Origin of the sequence: Rhodococcus sp. BH5, from assembly GCF_027583855.1 — a bacterium.
Classification (GTDB): Bacteria; Actinomycetota; Actinomycetes; order Mycobacteriales; family Mycobacteriaceae; genus Rhodococcus_F; species Rhodococcus_F qingshengii.
In genome coordinates, this window is record NZ_JAJHVW010000003.1 from 398,734 (window position 1) to 415,979 (window position 17,246).

General features: G+C 60.9%; 15 protein-coding genes. 12 read left to right on the forward strand and 3 right to left on the reverse strand.

Annotated elements, in window-relative coordinates:
- Positions 1-121 precede the first annotated feature (121 nt).
- Both RhoBH5_RS10920 and RhoBH5_RS10925 read left to right on the forward strand, forming a co-directional pair.
- Complete coding sequence (locus RhoBH5_RS10920; RefSeq protein ID WP_116057649.1) at positions 122-1,138, forward strand: hypothetical protein; 1,017 nt, start codon at positions 122-124, stop codon at positions 1,136-1,138.
- 997 nt (positions 1,139-2,135) lie between these two features.
- On the forward strand, positions 2,136-3,305 hold the full coding sequence (locus RhoBH5_RS10925) for an iron-containing alcohol dehydrogenase (protein WP_024487884.1): 1,170 nt from the start codon (positions 2,136-2,138) through the stop codon (positions 3,303-3,305).
- 79 nt (positions 3,306-3,384) lie between these two features.
- Here RhoBH5_RS10925 and RhoBH5_RS10930 read toward each other — a convergent pair whose 3' ends face one another.
- On the reverse strand, positions 3,385-4,065 hold the full coding sequence (locus RhoBH5_RS10930) for a TetR/AcrR family transcriptional regulator (protein ID WP_007735574.1): 681 nt from the start codon (positions 4,063-4,065) through the stop codon (positions 3,385-3,387).
- Entirely contained in the window at positions 4,052-5,698 is a 1,647-nt protein-coding gene (locus RhoBH5_RS10935; protein WP_231782708.1) for a class I adenylate-forming enzyme family protein, read from the reverse strand. The genes RhoBH5_RS10930 and RhoBH5_RS10935 overlap by 14 nt, the downstream gene beginning before the upstream one ends.
- A 153-nt stretch (positions 5,699-5,851) precedes the next feature.
- Between RhoBH5_RS10935 and RhoBH5_RS10940 the strand changes: the two genes are divergently transcribed.
- From RhoBH5_RS10940 to RhoBH5_RS10980, 9 genes are all read left to right on the forward strand, one after another.
- The gene (locus tag RhoBH5_RS10940; protein WP_270008274.1) at positions 5,852-7,801 is read left to right on the forward strand and encodes a flavin-containing monooxygenase; all 1,950 of its coding nucleotides are present in this window, start codon (positions 5,852-5,854) and stop codon (positions 7,799-7,801) included.
- A gap of 2 nt (positions 7,802-7,803) precedes the next feature.
- Positions 7,804-8,994, forward strand: coding sequence for a CaiB/BaiF CoA transferase family protein (locus tag RhoBH5_RS10945; RefSeq protein ID WP_042922113.1), 1,191 nt, complete (start codon positions 7,804-7,806; stop codon positions 8,992-8,994).
- A 40-nt stretch (positions 8,995-9,034) separates the two neighbouring features.
- On the forward strand, positions 9,035-9,697 hold the full coding sequence (locus RhoBH5_RS10950) for a TetR/AcrR family transcriptional regulator (protein WP_270008275.1): 663 nt from the start codon (positions 9,035-9,037) through the stop codon (positions 9,695-9,697).
- Between the two features lie 67 nt (positions 9,698-9,764).
- Positions 9,765-10,670, forward strand: a complete 906-nt coding sequence (locus RhoBH5_RS10955; RefSeq protein ID WP_270008276.1) for a metal-dependent hydrolase — start codon at positions 9,765-9,767, stop codon at positions 10,668-10,670.
- Positions 10,667-11,803: a PDR/VanB family oxidoreductase gene (locus RhoBH5_RS10960; RefSeq protein ID WP_270008277.1), complete on the forward strand. Its 1,137-nt coding sequence runs from the start codon at positions 10,667-10,669 to the stop codon at positions 11,801-11,803. Before RhoBH5_RS10955 ends, RhoBH5_RS10960 begins: the two co-directional genes overlap by 4 nt.
- A gap of 8 nt (positions 11,804-11,811) precedes the next feature.
- Complete coding sequence (locus RhoBH5_RS10965; protein ID WP_007735566.1) at positions 11,812-12,240, forward strand: limonene-1,2-epoxide hydrolase family protein; 429 nt, start codon at positions 11,812-11,814, stop codon at positions 12,238-12,240.
- A 191-nt stretch (positions 12,241-12,431) separates the two neighbouring features.
- On the forward strand, positions 12,432-12,626 hold the full coding sequence (locus tag RhoBH5_RS10970; RefSeq protein ID WP_125052412.1) for a hypothetical protein: 195 nt from the start codon (positions 12,432-12,434) through the stop codon (positions 12,624-12,626).
- A gap of 39 nt (positions 12,627-12,665) precedes the next feature.
- Positions 12,666-12,953 (forward strand): hypothetical protein, encoded by a 288-nt coding sequence (locus RhoBH5_RS10975; protein ID WP_125052414.1) that lies wholly within the window; start codon positions 12,666-12,668, stop codon positions 12,951-12,953.
- Positions 12,954-12,991: 38 nt separating this feature from the next.
- Positions 12,992-13,519, forward strand: coding sequence for an AAA family ATPase (locus tag RhoBH5_RS10980; RefSeq protein WP_042922064.1), 528 nt, complete (start codon positions 12,992-12,994; stop codon positions 13,517-13,519).
- Positions 13,520-15,454: 1,935 nt separating this feature from the next.
- On the opposite strand, the gene RhoBH5_RS10985 is transcribed toward RhoBH5_RS10980, so the two are convergent.
- Entirely contained in the window at positions 15,455-15,751 is a 297-nt protein-coding gene (locus tag RhoBH5_RS10985; protein WP_020971354.1) for a putative quinol monooxygenase, read from the reverse strand.
- Between the two features lie 350 nt (positions 15,752-16,101).
- Here RhoBH5_RS10985 and RhoBH5_RS10990 point away from each other — a divergent pair, with 350 nt between their 5' ends.
- Positions 16,102-17,241 carry a glutathione-independent formaldehyde dehydrogenase gene (locus RhoBH5_RS10990; protein ID WP_024487877.1) on the forward strand — a complete coding sequence of 380 codons (1,140 nt, stop codon included), beginning with the start codon at positions 16,102-16,104 and terminating at the stop codon, positions 17,239-17,241.
- The last annotated feature ends 5 nt before the right edge of the window (positions 17,242-17,246 follow it).

Consider the following 17,246-nt stretch of genomic DNA (forward strand, 5'->3'; position numbering starts at 1 on the left):
GATCCCCGCAACAATCTTGCGCTTGACCGAACACTGAAGTCTCACGCGCCCGATAGCGTTCGCGATAGAATCCGATATTTCGCTCGCATCGTCCGGGGCACACCGAAGGGGAATCAAGAGCATGCATGCGGTACCGACCCGGAGGGCGAAATTCGTTGCAGCGGGATTGATCATCGCTGTGGCTACTGCTGGTGCTATCGGTGTATCGAAGATCTTCGCTGCACGCCCATCCTCTGCGAATATCGAAGAGACCATCACGAAAGCGGAACGTGGACGGCACAATCCAGCGTGTGAACCCATCCCGTCGAGGCCCGACGCAGCTACGTTGCGTCGCTCTTCTGACGCATCGGTTCGTTTGACGAACGTGGTACAGACTGCTGCGCAGCTCTTGCGAGTCAACGGAGCGGCTTGGGGGCCCCAAGTCGCTGTCGGTACTGAGCTATCCATTGATGAAGCTTTCGAGAACGCCGGTTCGATTCCCGGAGATGCGATAGTCGCAGAAGCGGAGTGGCTTCGTCAGGCGCAACGAGATGGACTCTACGACGACGCAGATCGTTCGCTCGATTCGCTTGTCCGACACATCGAGTCGACAACCATCACGGACGTCGACCTCGCCAGCCATCTGGGGCCGAATTGGCCCGCAGTAATCGATGTCGTCGGGACTGTCGCCGCGATCGGGTTCGAGGAGTACGTGAGCAAGGTGCGCGCGTCACCCCCGATGAGAGCAGCTGACGCGCTCGACCTTCGATCCGCGTTGCGGGAGAACACGGTAGCCCTCGGCCTGGAGGCGGAGTGGGACGGCGCTCAGGAGTTGGTCGCTCTCTACTTTCAAGGATGCACTTCGGCCGCGCTGAGCCGGCGAGAAGCGAACCTTTCGGTCGAGGATTACATCCATGATTGGGACCTGGCGGAGGCTCTGGCACGCGACGCCGTAGCTGCTGCTTTCGCAGCAGATCTCACGAGCAACGAGAACCGTGGACGAGTCGAGATCTTGGCACGAGGTCTTCAAATCATCCAGGCGCCAGACGAATTGGGTCCAAACGATCGGTTGACCCGGTCCGTGGATCCGAACGAAAACTTGCATCCGGACGAGGTCGCGCTTCTCGAACTGGAAGATCCATTGGTCGAGGGCGAGTGACACGACCAGGGCCTCCGGCGAGTGTGGCGCGGCAAGCAGAAGGGCGGTTGCCGATGTGGCACCGCGCTCTCAGAACCGAAGTGACGCAACATCATCGTGCTCTGCTCTTCGGTGCCCCCTTGCTCACGCAGACAACGCAGCACCTCATTTCGATACGCACGTAATCGAACCCCGAAAATCATGTCCTCTAGCTGACGGTCCATCCAGTCGAAGAAACAGTTCGCGTCGTGCGGCGGCAGCGGATTTACCGTGGGTATGCCCAGTCTCGAAGCCCCAGCAGAAGCCGAGGGTCTCGACTAACTTTGCCGGACCGACTGCAATGGTCAGCTTCGGCGGAGTGAATCTCGGAAGAAGAAACCTTCGTCCCCGATATGCCAAGTCCCTTTGCAGCCGGATCGACCCGCGGCACGCCTCGCGATAATTGTTCACCTCAGTGCCGCTGTTCCGACCAAGGAAAGTTCGAGGCGCTTCTCCACGGCGAAGTCGATGCATGTCGCGCCGTCGACACCATTCACCTGAGTGCCGGGAAGGGTGCGCACTGGATTCGGCGTCCGTCACCAGAGTGCCAGTGATGGCTACAGCCCCAGTACTCAACCCAGGCGTCATCACGCAGCTGTTCCCGAAATTAGGCAATCGGCGGTTAGGTAATTCGACCTTTTGGGGATCGAATCCACCGTAACCGATTCTCGCCCTCCACTGGAGATGCAACGGCGCGCCGCCGAGAGCCATGAGGATTTCTGAAAAACTGCAGATCAAGTCAGTATTGACGCCCACGGACTAACCTCGCCCTCTGGTTCCGCTGGCCAAAAGACAAACGATTGTGGCGTGCGCCACAAATCTCCTATAGGGTAACCACTGTTAGCCTGCGACGGGGTGCGAGACATTTCCCAGCGCCGGATCCACGCTCTATCCCACTCCTGAACAGACCGAGCGAGAGCTGAGCGCTCTTGACGACGTCGTGGTGGATTGAGGATCAAGAAAGAAAGATGGTATTGCCGTGCAGTCATCACTTGTCTCTCTGCCGTCCATGGAGAGAGTCCGCATTGGCGCTCCGGTCGCGGAGGCCGCGGCCCAGGAAGCAGAGTTGCTCGGGGCGAACCGAGTCTTCGTCGTATGTAGCGGGACGCTCAACTCGCAGACCGACGAGATCGCTCGGGTGATCGAGGCATTGGGTGATCGATTCGTGGGACTGTTCGATGCGGTTCGACCTCATGTACCGCGCGAAGACGTCATTGCTGCCACCCGAGTTGCTGCCGACGCCGATCCGGACATGCTGTTGTGCGTGGGCGGCGGATCGGCGACGGACCTGGCGAAGATCCTTGCAATCACTCTGGAGCACGGAGTTCGCGAGGCATCGCAAATGGACGCCTACCACCTGCAGGTCAATCCCGACACATCGGTGACCGCCCCCACCTTCTCCGCCCCGAAGATCCCGGTAGTGGTGGCGCCCACGACCCTGGCGGGAGGTGAGTTCAACGCGTTGGCCGGGTCGACGGATGAGACGAGCAACGTCAAAGAGGGTTACTTGCATCCGGCGATGACCCCGAAGGCTGTCATCCTCGATCCTGCACTCACGCTGCACACTCCGGAGTGGCTGTGGCTGTCGACCGGGGTTCGCGCACTGGACCACGCCTTCGAGACCCTGGGCTCACTCGAATCGAACGGGTACTACGACGGGATGGCGATGAATGCCATACGACTGCTCTCCGAAGGACTCGTCCGAGTGAAGGAGAACACCGACGACGTGGATGCGCGGCTGATGTGCCAGGTCGGTGCGTGGTCGTCAATGGTCGCGATCGTCGCAGGCCTCGACATGGGCGTCAGCCATGCCGTCGGGCATGCACTCGGCGGTTCGTTCAACGTCCCACACGGGTACACCTCCTGCGTCATGGCGCCCTTCGCGCTCGAGTACAACCGCGAAGTCAACGAGCATCGCCAGGCGCTGATCAGTGCGTCCTTGGGTGCGCCGCAAACGCCCGCACACGAGTTGGCGGACTCGCTCATCCGGCGGCTCGGCATGCCGAGATCGCTGGGAGAAGTCGGGCTGACCGAAAACGACCTCCCCAGTCTGGCTACGTACACGTTCAAGGACATCTGGTGCGGGACCAATCCGAACCCCATCGCGAATCCGGATGCTTTGGTTCCTTTGTTGCGGCGGGCACTCTGATCGAGCTCGAAAACAAGTGATCCCCCTCCACGTCGGGTGGAGGGGGATCACTTGTTTTCGGGCTGAACGGGCGTAACCGTCAGCTGGGCGTACCGCCGTTACCACTCTGCGTTCCGGGACGGTGACGGAGAATTCCGACGACGATGTAATCCACGTAGGTTGCCACCAGCGCCTCGATATCGTGGTCGTCTCGAAGCCACCAGCTCACGCCATTCATGAGGTCGAGCACCGCAACAGCCGCACGCTGTGGGTCGGCGATCTCGAACTCTCCGGCGCGGACCCCGGCAGCAATCACATCGCGCACACGCCTCTGGTAGTACTTGCGGTACTCGAGCACCCTCATACGGTGTTCGTCGGTAAGCGCCGAGATCTCTCGTAGGCTTACCAGATGCTCGACCCTGTTCATCGCCAAATACCGCAGATGAACATCGATCAGCGAGGTGAGTCGCTCGACCGGAGTTCCAGTCTCGTCGAGGACAAGTAGATGCTCCTCGACCGGGTCCCGGGTCATCTTGAGCGCGATCGCGTAGAGGATCTCCTCTTTCGAGGTGAAGTGGTTGTAGAGGCTCGCGCCCTTGATTCCCACCGAATCTGCGATGCCACGCATGCCTGCCGAGTGGTAGCCCTGATCAGCGAAGTATTCGGCCGCCGCGGCCAGTATGTCGTCACGTCTGCTTGGAAGCCCTTCAAGCCGTGGTCGACCGGATCCGGGTGTCGCGCTGCTGGCAGGATCGATGTTCAGCGTTTCAGTCCTTTGCATACAGGCGGCGTAGTTCTCTCTTGAGCAGCTTCCCCTGAGGGTCCGTGGGCAGCTCATCCACAATCTTGATCGCCTTTGGAACCTTATAGCCTGCGAGCACGGTCTTGCAGTGGTCTCGCAACTCCTGGCCGGTGAGGTCGCTGCCGTCTATGACGATGACGAAGCCTGTGACCGCCTCGGACCAGTATTCGTCCGGAAGTCCCACGACGGCGGCGCGCGACACCTCGGGGTGGGCTTGTAGTACGCGCTCGACCTCCTGCGAGGACACGTTGTAGCCGCCCGTCTTGATCATGTCCTTGCTGCGATCGAGGAAGAACATGTTGCCCTCCGAATCGCGACGTACGATGTCGCCGGTGTGGACCCAACCACCGTCGAGGACAGCGGCGGTCTTCTCGGGATCCTTGTAGTAACCCAGCATCACCGACGGCGTGCGACAGAGGAGTTCACCTCGCTCTGCTTCATTTCCGTCGGCATCGACCACCTTGACCTCGAGATGGCCTACAGGCTTGCCGATCCAGGTCGGATCCTGATCGGGAATGTCCTCGAGTCGCTTGAACCAGCCGACGGAGCCCAACTGCGTCAACTCGGACTGACCCCAGTAGGTGCCCCACACCGATGCGGGCGCCGCGTGGTGCCATGCGTCCACCGTTCGCGGCGAGACCTGACCTCCATAGGTCAGGCAGCGCTGGATGGTCCCGACAGTCTCCGGACCGAAGTCAGGATGATCTGCGAGCGAGATGAAGAACGTCGGGGTTTGAGCCAGGACGGTGATCTGCTCCGCTTTGATCATGTGCAAAGCGTCGGCAGGCGCGAGGCTGGCCGGGAGCACGAGCGTCGCTCCCAATAGCAGGAGCGAGGTCAGGGAGCCGATTCCGGCAATAGTGTGGAATGGCATGACGTAGAGCCAGACGTCATCGTCCAGGCATCGCAGTCCCCATGTGTACGCAGGTGCGGTGGAGACCAGGTAGTTGCGATGCGGCAGCATGACGCCCTTCGGAGCCGCCTCGGTTCCACTGGTGTACACAATCATTGCGAGATCGTGCTCGTCGACATCGCAATCCGGCTCTGTCGGCGACGAGGACGCGAGGAGTTGATCGAAGCAGTGACCGCCGAACTCGTCCGTGCTGTCGAGAACAACGATTTCGGGGCGGGTACCGAGTCCCGCCAGCGCTTCTTCCAGTAATGGCAGGAATTCCGCGGCCACGACCACAACCGCGGGCTCGAGGTGCCCGATCTGTTGAGCCACTTCGTTCGGTCCGAAAAGGACATTGATGCCGGAGTACACCGCCCCTATTTTGAGAGCACCGTAGTAGGCGACGATCGACTCCACGCGATTGCGGGCCATCACGGCGACCCGGTCACCGCGGGAAACACCGAGTCCGAGGAACATATGGGATGCCCGGTTGGCATCCTGATTGAGCGCACCGTAGGTGGTCACGGTGCGTCGACCACCTGGGGCATACGACACGATCGCCGGCTTCGAGTATCGACTCTGCGAGTGGCGGCGTAGCTGGTCGCCCAACGTCGCTCGCCCTAGCGGTGACGACTGGGTCGCTGTGAGGGATCGGACAAGCGGACCTGAACTCCGTCGCACATCAGTGGCATCCGATTCGACACTTGTCGACAGATCCATGGTTCCTCAACTTCCTGAATGCTTACCGCGGTTAGTATGATGTGGCTCATACTGTCATCGGCATCCACGCGGGTCAAGCAGAGTTTCCAAGCAACAATGGGAATATCGAAATCACACTTGGTTGTGTCGCTAACGGCTGTTAGCCTGCATGACATGACTATCGTCACTGACCTGGACCGTGACCACCTGCGTTCGGCGGTGTTACAGGGCAACGTTCCGACCATGCTCGCCGTGTTGCTGGAGCTGACCGCCGATGAGCGGTGGGTGGCACCCCGCTATCAACCCACGCGCAGTCGGGGCATGGATGACAACTCCACGGGAGGACTTCCGGAGGACGTTCAGTCCGAAATCCGGAGCGCGTTGATCGACGCAGTGGAACGCTGGTGGACGCTGGACGAGCCGTCCCGGCGGACGCTGGACAGCTCGGAAGTCGAGCGAATCCTCAACTTCACCTGCAGCGAGACCGTGCCGCCGGACTTCGCGCCGATGATGGCGGAGATAGTCAATGGTCCGCAGATCAAGCCTGCCACCACCAAGTGCGACGAGCGACTCCACGCCATCGTGATCGGAGCCGGCATCGCGGGGATGCTGGCCTCCGTCGAGCTCACCCGCGCTGGAATCCCTCACGTGATCCTGGAGAAGAACGACGACGTCGGCGGATCATGGTGGGAGAACCGCTATCCGGGCGCCGGAGTTGATACACCGAGCCACCTTTACTCGATCTCGTCGTTCCCTCGTAACTGGTCGACCCACTTCGGCAAGCGCGACGAGGTTCAGGGATATCTCGAGGACTTTGCGGAGGCCAACGACATCCGGCGCAATGTCCGCTTCCGCCATGAGGTGACGCGCGCCGAGTTCGAGGAGTCGAAACAGAGTTGGCGTGTGTCCGTCCAGCGACCAGGTGAGGCGCCGGAGACCCTCGAGGCTCCCATCCTGATCAGCGCGGTCGGTCTGCTCAATCGTCCCAAGATCCCGCATCTACCGGGAATCGAGACCTTCCGTGGTCGCCTCTTCCACTCCGCCGAGTGGCCGAACGAGCTCGACGATCCCGAGTCGCTCCGCGGAAAGCGAGTGGGCATCGTCGGTACCGGAGCCAGTGCTATGCAGATCGGCCCGGCCATCGCGGATCGTGTCGGATCGCTGACGATCTTCCAGCGCTCACCACAGTGGATCGCACCGAACGACGACTACTTCACGACCATCGACGACGGCGTCCACTGGCTGATGGACAACATCCCCGGCTATCGCGAGTGGTACCGGGCGCGTCTGTCGTGGATCTTCAACGACAAGGTGTACTCGTCCCTCCAGGTCGACCCCGACTGGCCAGAGCCGAGCGCCTCGATCAATGCGACCAACCATGGTCATCGCAAGTTCTACGAACGCTATCTCCGCGATCAGCTGGGTGATCGAACAGATCTGATCGAGGCATCTCTTCCGGACTATCCGCCCTTTGGTAAGCGAATGCTGCTGGACAATGGCTGGTTCACGATGCTTCGTAAGCCCGACGTCACACTGGTGCCCCACGGAGTCGACGCCCTGACACCTTCTGGACTCGTCGACACGAACGGCGTCGAGCACCAGCTGGACGTCATTGTCATGGCGACGGGTTTCCACAGTGTGCGCGTTCTTTACCCGATGGACATCGTCGGTCGATCCGGCCGGTCCACCGGAGAAATCTGGGGCGAGCACGACGCGCGCGCCTACCTGGGAATCACAGTTCCTGACTTCCCCAATTTCTTCGTCATGACCGGACCGAACACCGGCCTGGGACATGGGGGGAGCTTCATCACGATCCTGGAATGTCAGGTCCGCTACATCATGGATGCCTTGAAGTTGATGCAATCGGAAAACCTCGGCGCGATGGAGTGCCGGGCCGAGGTCAACGATCGATACAACGAGGCCGTCGACCGACAGCACGCACAGATGGTCTGGACCCATCCGGCAATGGAGAACTGGTACCGAAACCCGGACGGTCGCGTCGTATCGGTCCTTCCATGGCGGATCAACGACTACTGGGCCATGACCTACCGAGTCGACCCGGCAGATTTTCGTACCGAGCCGGCACGCTCCGAGTCGGTCCCGACTCCGACCGCGCGAGGGTGATCATGCAGGACGAAGCCACCGGCGGAGTGCACGGCGGGCCGCTGTCGGGTATCCGGGTCATTGAAATGGAGGCCATAGGGCCGCTACTGCACGCCGGTCTGATGTTGGCAGATCTTGGCGCCGATGTCGTGCGCATCGTGCGCCCCATCTCGATGGGAGCAGATGACGGAATCGACGATGCGAATGCGGGGATGCTCCGAGGGCGGACCGAACTCACTGCAGATCTGACCAAGACCGAAGATCTCGCCAAGGTGCGCAGGCTGATCGGCCGAGCGGACGTCCTGATGGAGGGCTCTCGGCCCGGCACGATGGAGAAGCTCGGCCTGGGCTCCGAGATCTGCCTGCAGGACAATCCGGGGCTGATCTACGGCCGAATGAGTGGCTGGGGCCAGAAGGGACCGATGGCCCGAGAAGCCGGGCACGACCTGAACTACCTTGCGCTTTCGGGCGCGCTCGAACAGCTCGGACCGGCTTCCGGGCCGCCGTCACCGCCGCTGAACTACGTCGGGAACTTCGGCGGCGGATCGATGTTCCTGCTCGTCGGAGTACTTGCCGCGCTGCACGAAAGAGAACGCACTGGCCGAGGCCAGGTGGTGGATACAGCGATGGTCGACGGCGCCAGTTCGTTGACTGCGCTCGTCCGATCGTGGCAGCATGCCGGCCGCTGGTCAGCCCGTCGTGGAACCAACCTCCTCGACGGATCTGCCCCGTTCTACCGCGCGTACGAGTGCGCAGACCACAGGTACATGGCGGTAGGGGCCCTCGAAGACGTGTACTACGACCGCTTCGTGTTCGGACTCGGATTGGATCCCGCCTCGTTGCCGAATCGCTGGGACCAATCGAACTGGGACGACTTGTCCGAACGCTTCGGCAGAACCTTCGCCACACACGATCGAGACGCCTGGGTCGAGGTCTTCGACGGCCTGAACGCTTGTGTCACACCCGTGCTCACACTCCACGAGGCAACACTCCACGACCATGCAATACAGCGGACGGCCTTCGTCGATGCAGGAGGCTTTTCGATGCCCTCCGCCGCACCACGGCTGGACTCGTCACAGGGAGCAGCCCCACCACGGAGAAACGACGAACTGGACGCAACCGTGTCGCGATGGGAAATTGCCTCAGAGCACCACGGGGGCAATTCCACTCGACATCGGTCCACTCGCATGGCTGTTGGTCCACAGACGTGGTGAGCGAGAGAACCGATGGCGCCAGGCGGGCTACGATTTCGGTATGCGCAGGCTGGCTGGATCGTTCGATCGTGACCTCCCCGGGTTGCCGCGTGGCCGCGGCCGACTGGCTGTGGACGAGGTCCAAGACGCGCAACGCGATCGCATTCTGCGTGCGGTGATCTCGTCGACGGCGGAGAAGGGGATCGCCTCGACCACGATCGCCGATGTCGTCGGGCGTGCCAGGGTGTCTCGCCAAGCTTTCTACAAGCAGTTCGAGAGCAAAGAAGCGTGCTTGATCGCGGCGATCGACGCCGGCATCGAGGTGATCGTCTCCAACATCACCTCGATACAAAGCTCGACCGCCAATTTATCTCTACACGAACAGCTTTCGGCTGTCATCGAGAAGTATCTCGAGACGTGTTCGTCCGAACCGGAGTTCGTGCGAGCCTGGGTGGTGGACCTACCTGTGGCCGGCCCGGCCGGGGTGGCGAAGCGCAACGAGTACGTGGAACTGCTCGCCGATGCATTGCTCGTCGGCTACTCGTCCAAGTCTTCAGAAGCCCCGGGGCGTGAAGTGTTTCTCGCGGCGATCGGCGGTTGCAACGAGTTGTTCTACCGCCAGGTGGTTGACGGGTCGAATTCGTACATGAATCTTCATGCGCCGATCATGTCCTTCCTTGAACGGGTACTGGATCTCTCGCCCGACCTCGTAGTCCGGTGTTGACAAGCCAAGGGTAGATCGCCATGCTCATTCATAAGTACTGCTACGTACTTATGAACGAGGAGTGGTCATGCGAATTACGAGTGGACTGACACAGAGTCCGATCGCACCGCCCGGCCGGGTAGCGATCCGTCCGCGGCGAGTCGATTTCGACTGGGAGAAAGCGCCTTTGGTGTGGTTGCCGAACGAGCCGATCGCCTCATACCTCCTCAGCTCGATGAACCTCGTCATCCCGGAGGGCGAACGGATGATGATCCAGGCCTTCGAGCAGGCCCTCCCGGACGTGCACGACGAGAAGCTTCGCGAGGACATGCTCGGTTTCATGGGTCAAGAACTGCTGCACGCAGAGGCGCATGACGAGGTCATGAATCAGGTGTTCACACGGCACGGGATCGACCCGGCCCCGTTCAACCGCCAGATGCAGTATTTCTTCCGTAGAACTTTGGGCGTCGGTGACGACCCCGATCCGCAGGCCGTCCGGCAGCGTCTGATCGAGCGTCTCGGGATTTGCGCGTCTTCGGAGCATATGTTCGCGTTCGTGGGCGACTGGGCGTTGAACGCGGACTTGGAGAAATTCGGCGCGGATCCGCAGATGCTTGACCTCTATCGGTGGCATGGGGCCGAAGAGGTCGAGCATCGTGCCGTGGCACACGAGGTCGCCACGTACTTCGGAGTCGGCTACTTTCGCCGCTGTATCTCCATGATCATCACGTGGCCAATCTTTTTGGGGTGGTTGCTCCGTGCTGCGATGTATCTGAGTCGCAACGACCCCAACACGCCGAACATCGGTTATCCACGATTGCTACTGGAATTCGTCCGCGCCGGACGCCGCGGACTGGTGCCTGGTGTATCGAAATGGTTCTGGAGCGGTGTGTCGACGTTCGTGCCGGGATTTCACCCCGACAGTGTGGGGTCCACCGCCCAGGCCCTCGCCTACGTCGCGCAATCGCCAGCGGCCAAGCGGGTCAACACATGACACCCAACGCGCCCGAGCTCACACAGCGGTGGCCGGCCCCCCGCGAGATCCCGGTCGACCTACGTCGCGGCAAGCGCCGCGACTCGATTCTGCGCATTCTGGATGTCCTGGTCTCCACGCAGGTCAAGTTGGCGGTCTTGATTCATCGCGACGAGCCACCGGAAAACCGGATCGACGAGTACAAGACAACGCTCACGGTGTCGGAGCGCACGACGGTGGCCACCGACAACGACGTGGTCAGTATCGAACTGCGAGCATCTGACGGCAGCGACCTCGAACGGTGGTATCCCGGGGCACACCTCGACCTGTACCTGCCCTCGGGACGGATACGTCAGTACTCGCTGTGCGGCGATCCCGCCGATCGACGCTGCTACCGGATCGCGGTACGCCGGATTCCTGATGGTGGCGGCGGATCGAACGAGGTGCACGACGAGTTGCCAGTCGGTACCGTCGTCGGCGTTCGCGGTCCACGCAACGCATTCGGGTTCGTCGAACCCGGGCGAATCGAGCGCGCGAAGCGCGTTCACTTCGTGGCGGGTGGCATCGGCATCACACCGATACTGCCGATGGTCCGCGAGGCGGAGCGCATGGGCCTGGATTGGTCGCTGATGTACGTCGGTCGCGAGCGCCGCACACTACCGTTCCTCGAGGAATTGTCGCCGTTTGGTGATCGGGTCACCATCCGCACCGACGACGAATACGGCCTACCCGCAGCGAACGATCTTCTCCCGCCGAATGTGCGCAGCGGCGACGCGATCTACTGTTGCGGTCCCGTCCCGATGATAGACGCGATCACAGCTAGTGTGCGCAACGAGCCCGGTGTGGAAGTGCACGCCGAACGCTTCTCCGCCGCACCGGTCGTCGATGGACGACCCTTCCGCATCCAACTGGCTCGCACCGGTCAGGTCATCGATGTCGCCGCCGACCAGACCGCACTGGACGCGGTGCTGCGTGTGAACCCGAAAGCCCCCTATTCATGTCGTCAGGGCTTCTGCGGCACCTGCATGGTCCACGTCAGCGACGGCGACGTCGATCATCGTGACAATTCGTTGAGCCCAGCCGAGCGCGCCGCCGGCAAGATGCTCCTGTGCGTTTCGCGGAGCAACAGTCCCTGCCTGACGGTCACCACATGAATCCACCGATGAGAAAACACAATTCCAGACAACCGGAGTACCTGTTGAACGACGATCAACTGACATCGCGGGTGGTGGACCTGCTGATCGCACTGGAAGAAATGGACGCCGATGCCGTGCGCGCACTCGTCGATCCCGACATCGAATGGCGCAATACCGGCCTGCCCAGCGTGCGTGGAAGCAAACGCGTCGAACTGGCGCTCACGATCGTCTCTCGCCTGATCACCAGGTACGAGGTCGTGGAAGTGCTCACGATGACCACCGACCACAACACCGTGTCCTCCCGGCGACGAGAGATCATCCGCATCGGATGGTTTGCCATGCACCTCGACGTAGACGGCCACTACACATTCGCAAACGGCCTGCTTCGCATTTGGGACGACCGCTTCTCCTACCGCCGACTGCTCCGCGGATTGCGATTCGGCCCAACCACCTGAAGTAGCGACGTTTTGTGTCGCATTTCGCCGGGGAGTCCTCACCAGATGCTGAAATCTCCCCCTGCAGCTTCTCGACTGCATCCTCGGTTCAGGAGTTCGGCCGCTGGTGCGGAGAACTCTCGCCGAGTCTACGTTCGCGCATGTGACCAGCTCGTTGTTCCTTTGGACTGCAACGGGATTGGATACCGCTGATGGATTCTCGACAATTGTTCGCCCTCGGCGCGCTCGGTACCGGGATGTTGTCGCTGGCCTTGCAGCTGACCCCGCTGTGTCTCGGCGCAGAGGATGCGGAGCAGTACGTCTTTGTTCGCACCGCCAATGCCACCGCGGTCCTCAGCCTTGCTCTGCTGTCCGCCGCGTTTGTCTTCTGGCCGCCGGCTGGATGACTTTCCGGGCGCAACATGTTCACGAATAAAGGAGTTTCGGTGAATCCACCCATAAACCACTACCGCCGGCGATCGGTGGAATCGATCCTCCTCGGCGGAGCCCTTGCAGCACTGCTGCTCTCGGGATGCACGATCAGTTCAGCAGATCCCACTACCGAGGGCAGGCAGTCGTCGAAGATGCCCACCGACTCCGAGCAGATCACCACGGTGATCCGATCTCACCTCGATACCCTCAGTACGACTCGACCGAGGTGCAACGAGAATTGTCGACGGGTCGGGGCATCCAGGGGTCGGTATCGAGCCGACGGTCGACGGGTGCTCAACTGACAAGTAGTTCCGTAACTTTCTTCGAGAGGGTCCCACTAATGCGTATTGGAGTATCCGGCCCGCACGGGACCGGCAAGAGCACGCTGGTCGACGAGTTGTGTGGCCGCCTCGCGGGGCACATTCGGGTCGATGAACCGTATTTCGTGCTCGAAGAGGAGGGGCGCGAGTTCGAGTTTCCGCCCTCGGCTGATGATTACCGTGCGCAGCTTCGTCGTTCACTGCGATTGCTGACTACACCTTCTTCTGGTGTTGTATTCGATCGCACGCCGCTCGACTTCCTGGCGTACTTGTCGGCGTGTGGTGTCGATCCGGAGGCAGAAGTCGAGGCGGCGATTGTGAGGTCCGCGCTACGTACTCTCGACGTGCTGGTTGTGGTGCCGATTACCGTCGAAACAGTGCAGAAGTTGCCTGCGGTGGGGATGCCGGAGCTGCAGCGCGCGGTGAACGACGCGTTGCTGGATTTGGTGTACGCCGATCCGATGCAGGTGTGTGACTCCCTGGTAGTTGTCGAGCTTGACGGCCCACTCCGTGGGCGGGTCGACACGGTTCTCTCGGCTTTGCAGTGACACCGGAATCGTCGAGCTGGGTGCGTTCGAAAGATGCTGGCACTGAGTGTTACTCGTGGTGATCGACCTGATGAAACTTCGGTTCATGGCTGGCCGGTCTCTAAAATCGCAAGGGATCTATGTCTTCTCGGGTGAGCTGGTGCTGCCGCCCCTTCAGTTTGCCGCCCCGCAGTGCGCTGCTCACCAACGCGCGTTCCCGGGCTCACTCTCTGGCGGAAGGTATCGAAAACAGGCATCTCGTGGCTCAGAGTGAATTCTGAGAGCCGGTTGTCCTGGTAAGTTTCGCGAAACCGAGGAAACGGAGTCCAGCGTGACAGTCGCCGCGTACCCATCCTTTCTGTTGCGATTCTCGCTACGGTCGCACTTGTCGTGGCCGGATGTTCGTCGGGCTCCGAGACTGATTCGACAAACACCGTAACCGCTCGGCAGCCGCCCAACATCGACATAATCGCTGGTGCTCGCCCCGAATCCCACCATGACCGATTCTTGTCCAACCTTCAGGCGATGGCGGCTGTAGATTCCGATCTATTTGTCAGATCAACCTGCGACTTTCGAAAAACTACGCGACAGTTGGCGCTGAAATTCCGGGCAAAGATGGCCTTTTCGACAGCTGAGAACAATCCACCAGCAGTCGGTCAACACTGCCCCTCTCCCTGGACTCGACGGGATGAAACCGTTAGCAACGGAGCTACGAACGAGGCACGGGGTGTCAGGATTCACCAGTGTGTCGAGGACCGGGAGTGACTGCCGACGGAAACTGTTGACTAGGTTCGAACCTTTCCAGCACCAGGCACCGACCCGACAGGTGACCTATCGCCATGGTTCTGTGGCAACAGGTGTGGCCGCGACTTCCCACGAGCATTCCGAGCGCTCCAAGGGGCACCAACCACCCCTTACATACTTTGCCAGCGGAGATCGTCCATGTCGTTTCCAACATCAGCCATCGTTGATGCCAACAAACACCTACTGGCGCTTTGCAACAACGGCAACATGATATGGTCGGCAACCAACAAAACCGCACACAACGAGATCGCATCAAACGGCGAACAGCTAACGACTGCAACAATATTCAGTCCACGGCAATCCGGGCTCACACCGCTCCGACGCCAACCACACGGGGACGCGGCATCACCGCTTTTCAATCCTGAAACAGCCACCCGAAAACCACCCCCTCACTCAGGGTGTCGGTTTGTCCAACAAGAACACGGACAAACCGCGGCAGGTCGAACTCATCGGTTTCGCCGCCGGGATGATGACGTACTCGATCGACCGGCCGTGTAGTGGGGAGTCTTCACCTTCCCGATCGGAATCGGGCTTGCAGTCAGTACCTATGGATGGCGCTGGGAGGAAAGCGATTCCGGGCCGTCGGTATCGCAGCGACTGCAGAAATTTTCGCCGTCAACCGCATCCGGGACCTCAACGAGGGCCAAGACACCGCCGAACTGACCGTCCGTATCAGCGGCCCGGGTTTGGACACGTTCGACGCTGACTGCGAGGCACCCAAAAGTAACGTGCTACCCCAGGTCGGTGACCGGCGCACGGTGATGGTGAATCCATCCGACCTCACCTTTGCCATCGTCTATGACCATCTTTCCAACAGGACTAGCACCAATCGTCCTTGCTCGATGATCCATGGTGCTCCACTAAGCCCTCCTCCAAGAACAAGGAGTCCTACTTCACTCCAGGCAGGTCACCTCAAACTCGAAACACTTTGCAATGAAACGAGTTTGAAATGCTCTTCCTACACGGGTAGCGAGTTGGCTCGACTGAGTGCCCTGCTCGTGATCTACCGATACCTGGGTGGAAGCGAGCGACGGACAGTACGCCACAGCCGCGCACGCCGGCAAAGCTACCGTGATTCGGGTATGGCTGTGGCACAACTGTATTCACAACCGAATGTGACCGCCATCGACAAGACATTTTCCAGTCGGTTGTTCAGACTTTTTCAGCGAGAACGTCGAGGTAGCTGATTTCGGGCGGCGCAGCGAAGAGTTCGTCGGCGCGTTCGCCGAGGGCCTTGCCGACCGGACCATTGAGATGTGTCTCGCGGGCAGCTTGGTCCGGGAATGCGTCGATGATGCCGAACGACGAGGGCCCGAACCGCACCGCGAACCAGGGTTTCGTGCCGGGCTCCTGCTCGACGAGCGGCAGTGCAGATCGGAGGAATTCCTCGACCGCTTCTTCCTTGCCGGGCTTCGCTTCAAGTCGGACCAGCAGCGCCTTGGTGGCCATATCGGATCTCCTCTTCGAGGTGGTGAACACTGTCAAGCATCACACCATCCATCGGTTAATGGAAGGTACCCAAACCCACCGTTCGAGGAAACCGATCCCAACCCCCTAGCGATCGTGGAGCCGAAGGAGGAGACTCCATGGTGAGGGAATGCGATACCTGGATGCAGCCGCAGTTGCGTCGATGGCAGGAAAAATGTTGGTGCGCCGACATTTTGGTGCGGTCTTCACTTCTGCGCGCCGTGGACCTTCCCCGAACAGCACGATTCATTCGGTCGGACGCTCACGCGTGGACGCCTGCGGCCGACGAGATCAACCGGAAAGCCGCAGCTACAAGACAAGGGAGTGCCGCGATGAAAGCGCTAGTATACGACGGGCCTCGAGAGGTCCACGTCAAGGACGTGCCCGATGCGCGGATCGAGAATCCGACAGATGTGCTGGTGAAGATCACGAGCACCAACATCTGCGGGTCGGATCTACACATGTACGAAGGCCGCACCGATCTGGAGCCCGGAATGGTCCTCGGTCACGAAAACTTGGGCATCGTCGCCGAAGTCGGCAATGCAGTGGTCAAAGTATCGCCAGGGGATCGAGTGTGCTTGCCGTTCAACATCGGCTGCGGCTTCTGCCGAAACTGCGAGGAAGGGTTGACCGCATTCTGCCTGACGGTGCACCCCGATCCGAAGATGGCCGGCGCTGCATTCGGTTTCGCGGGGATGGGCCCGTTCTGGGGCGGACAGGCGGAATATCTGCGAGTGCCGTTCGGCGACTTCAACTGTCTGCGACTGCCCGAGGATGCCCAGGACAAGGAAACCGACTACGTGATGCTGTCGGACATCTTTCCCACCGGATGGCATTGCACCCGCCTGGCCGACATGCAACCCGGCGATTCGATGGTGGTCTACGGCGCTGGCCCAGTCGGTTTGATGGCCGCGTATTCGGCGATGATCCAGGGAGCGAGCAAGGTGATGATCGTCGACCGCCACCCCGACCGGCTACGCCTGGCCGAAGAGATCGGCGTCGTCCCCATCGACGACTCGAAGGGCGACCCCGTCGAGCAGGTCCTCGAGCAAACCAACGGGAAAGGCGCAGACAAGGGGTGCGAGTGCGTCGGCTATCAGGCACACGACCCGCAAGGCCACGAGGACGCCGCCATGACGATGAACCGGCTCGTGGATTCGGTGCGCTTCACCGGCCACATCGGGGTGGTCGGCATCTTCCTTCCCCAGGACCAGAACGGCCCCGACGAACTCGAGCGCAACGGCAAGATCGCCTTCGACATGGGCAAATTCTGGTTCAAGGGCCAGAAGATCGGCACCGGACAAGCGAACGTCAAACACTACAACCGGCAACTGCGCGACCTCATCCACGAAGACCGGGCAAAGCCCTCCTGGATCATCTCCCACGAACTCCCGCTCGCCGAAGCCGAATCCGGCTACCAGCACTTCGACGCTCGCGACGACGGCTGGACCAAAGTCGTCCTGCATCCCTGACACGG

Excerpts from the sequence above, each read along its gene's own strand:
- RhoBH5_RS10985 (WP_020971354.1), bottom strand. The coding sequence starts at position 15,751 with ATGGCCACCAAGGCGCTGCTGGTCCGACTTGAAGCGAAGCCCGGCAAG.
- RhoBH5_RS10990 (WP_024487877.1), top strand. The coding sequence starts at position 16,102 with ATGAAAGCGCTAGTATACGACGGGCCTCGAGAGGTCCACGTCAAGGAC.
- RhoBH5_RS10970 (WP_125052412.1), top strand. The coding sequence starts at position 12,432 with ATGGATTCTCGACAATTGTTCGCCCTCGGCGCGCTCGGTACCGGGATG.
- RhoBH5_RS10920 (WP_116057649.1), top strand. The coding sequence starts at position 122 with ATGCATGCGGTACCGACCCGGAGGGCGAAATTCGTTGCAGCGGGATTG.
- RhoBH5_RS10960 (WP_270008277.1), top strand. The coding sequence starts at position 10,667 with ATGACACCCAACGCGCCCGAGCTCACACAGCGGTGGCCGGCCCCCCGC.
- RhoBH5_RS10955 (WP_270008276.1), top strand. The coding sequence starts at position 9,765 with ATGCGAATTACGAGTGGACTGACACAGAGTCCGATCGCACCGCCCGGC.
- RhoBH5_RS10965 (WP_007735566.1), top strand. The coding sequence starts at position 11,812 with ATGAGAAAACACAATTCCAGACAACCGGAGTACCTGTTGAACGACGAT.
- RhoBH5_RS10945 (WP_042922113.1), top strand. The coding sequence starts at position 7,804 with ATGCAGGACGAAGCCACCGGCGGAGTGCACGGCGGGCCGCTGTCGGGT.
- RhoBH5_RS10940 (WP_270008274.1), top strand. The coding sequence starts at position 5,852 with ATGACTATCGTCACTGACCTGGACCGTGACCACCTGCGTTCGGCGGTG.
- RhoBH5_RS10935 (WP_231782708.1), bottom strand. The coding sequence starts at position 5,698 with ATGGATCTGTCGACAAGTGTCGAATCGGATGCCACTGATGTGCGACGG.
- RhoBH5_RS10950 (WP_270008275.1), top strand. The coding sequence starts at position 9,035 with ATGCGCAGGCTGGCTGGATCGTTCGATCGTGACCTCCCCGGGTTGCCG.
- RhoBH5_RS10930 (WP_007735574.1), bottom strand. The coding sequence starts at position 4,065 with ATGCAAAGGACTGAAACGCTGAACATCGATCCTGCCAGCAGCGCGACA.
- RhoBH5_RS10980 (WP_042922064.1), top strand. The coding sequence starts at position 12,992 with ATGCGTATTGGAGTATCCGGCCCGCACGGGACCGGCAAGAGCACGCTG.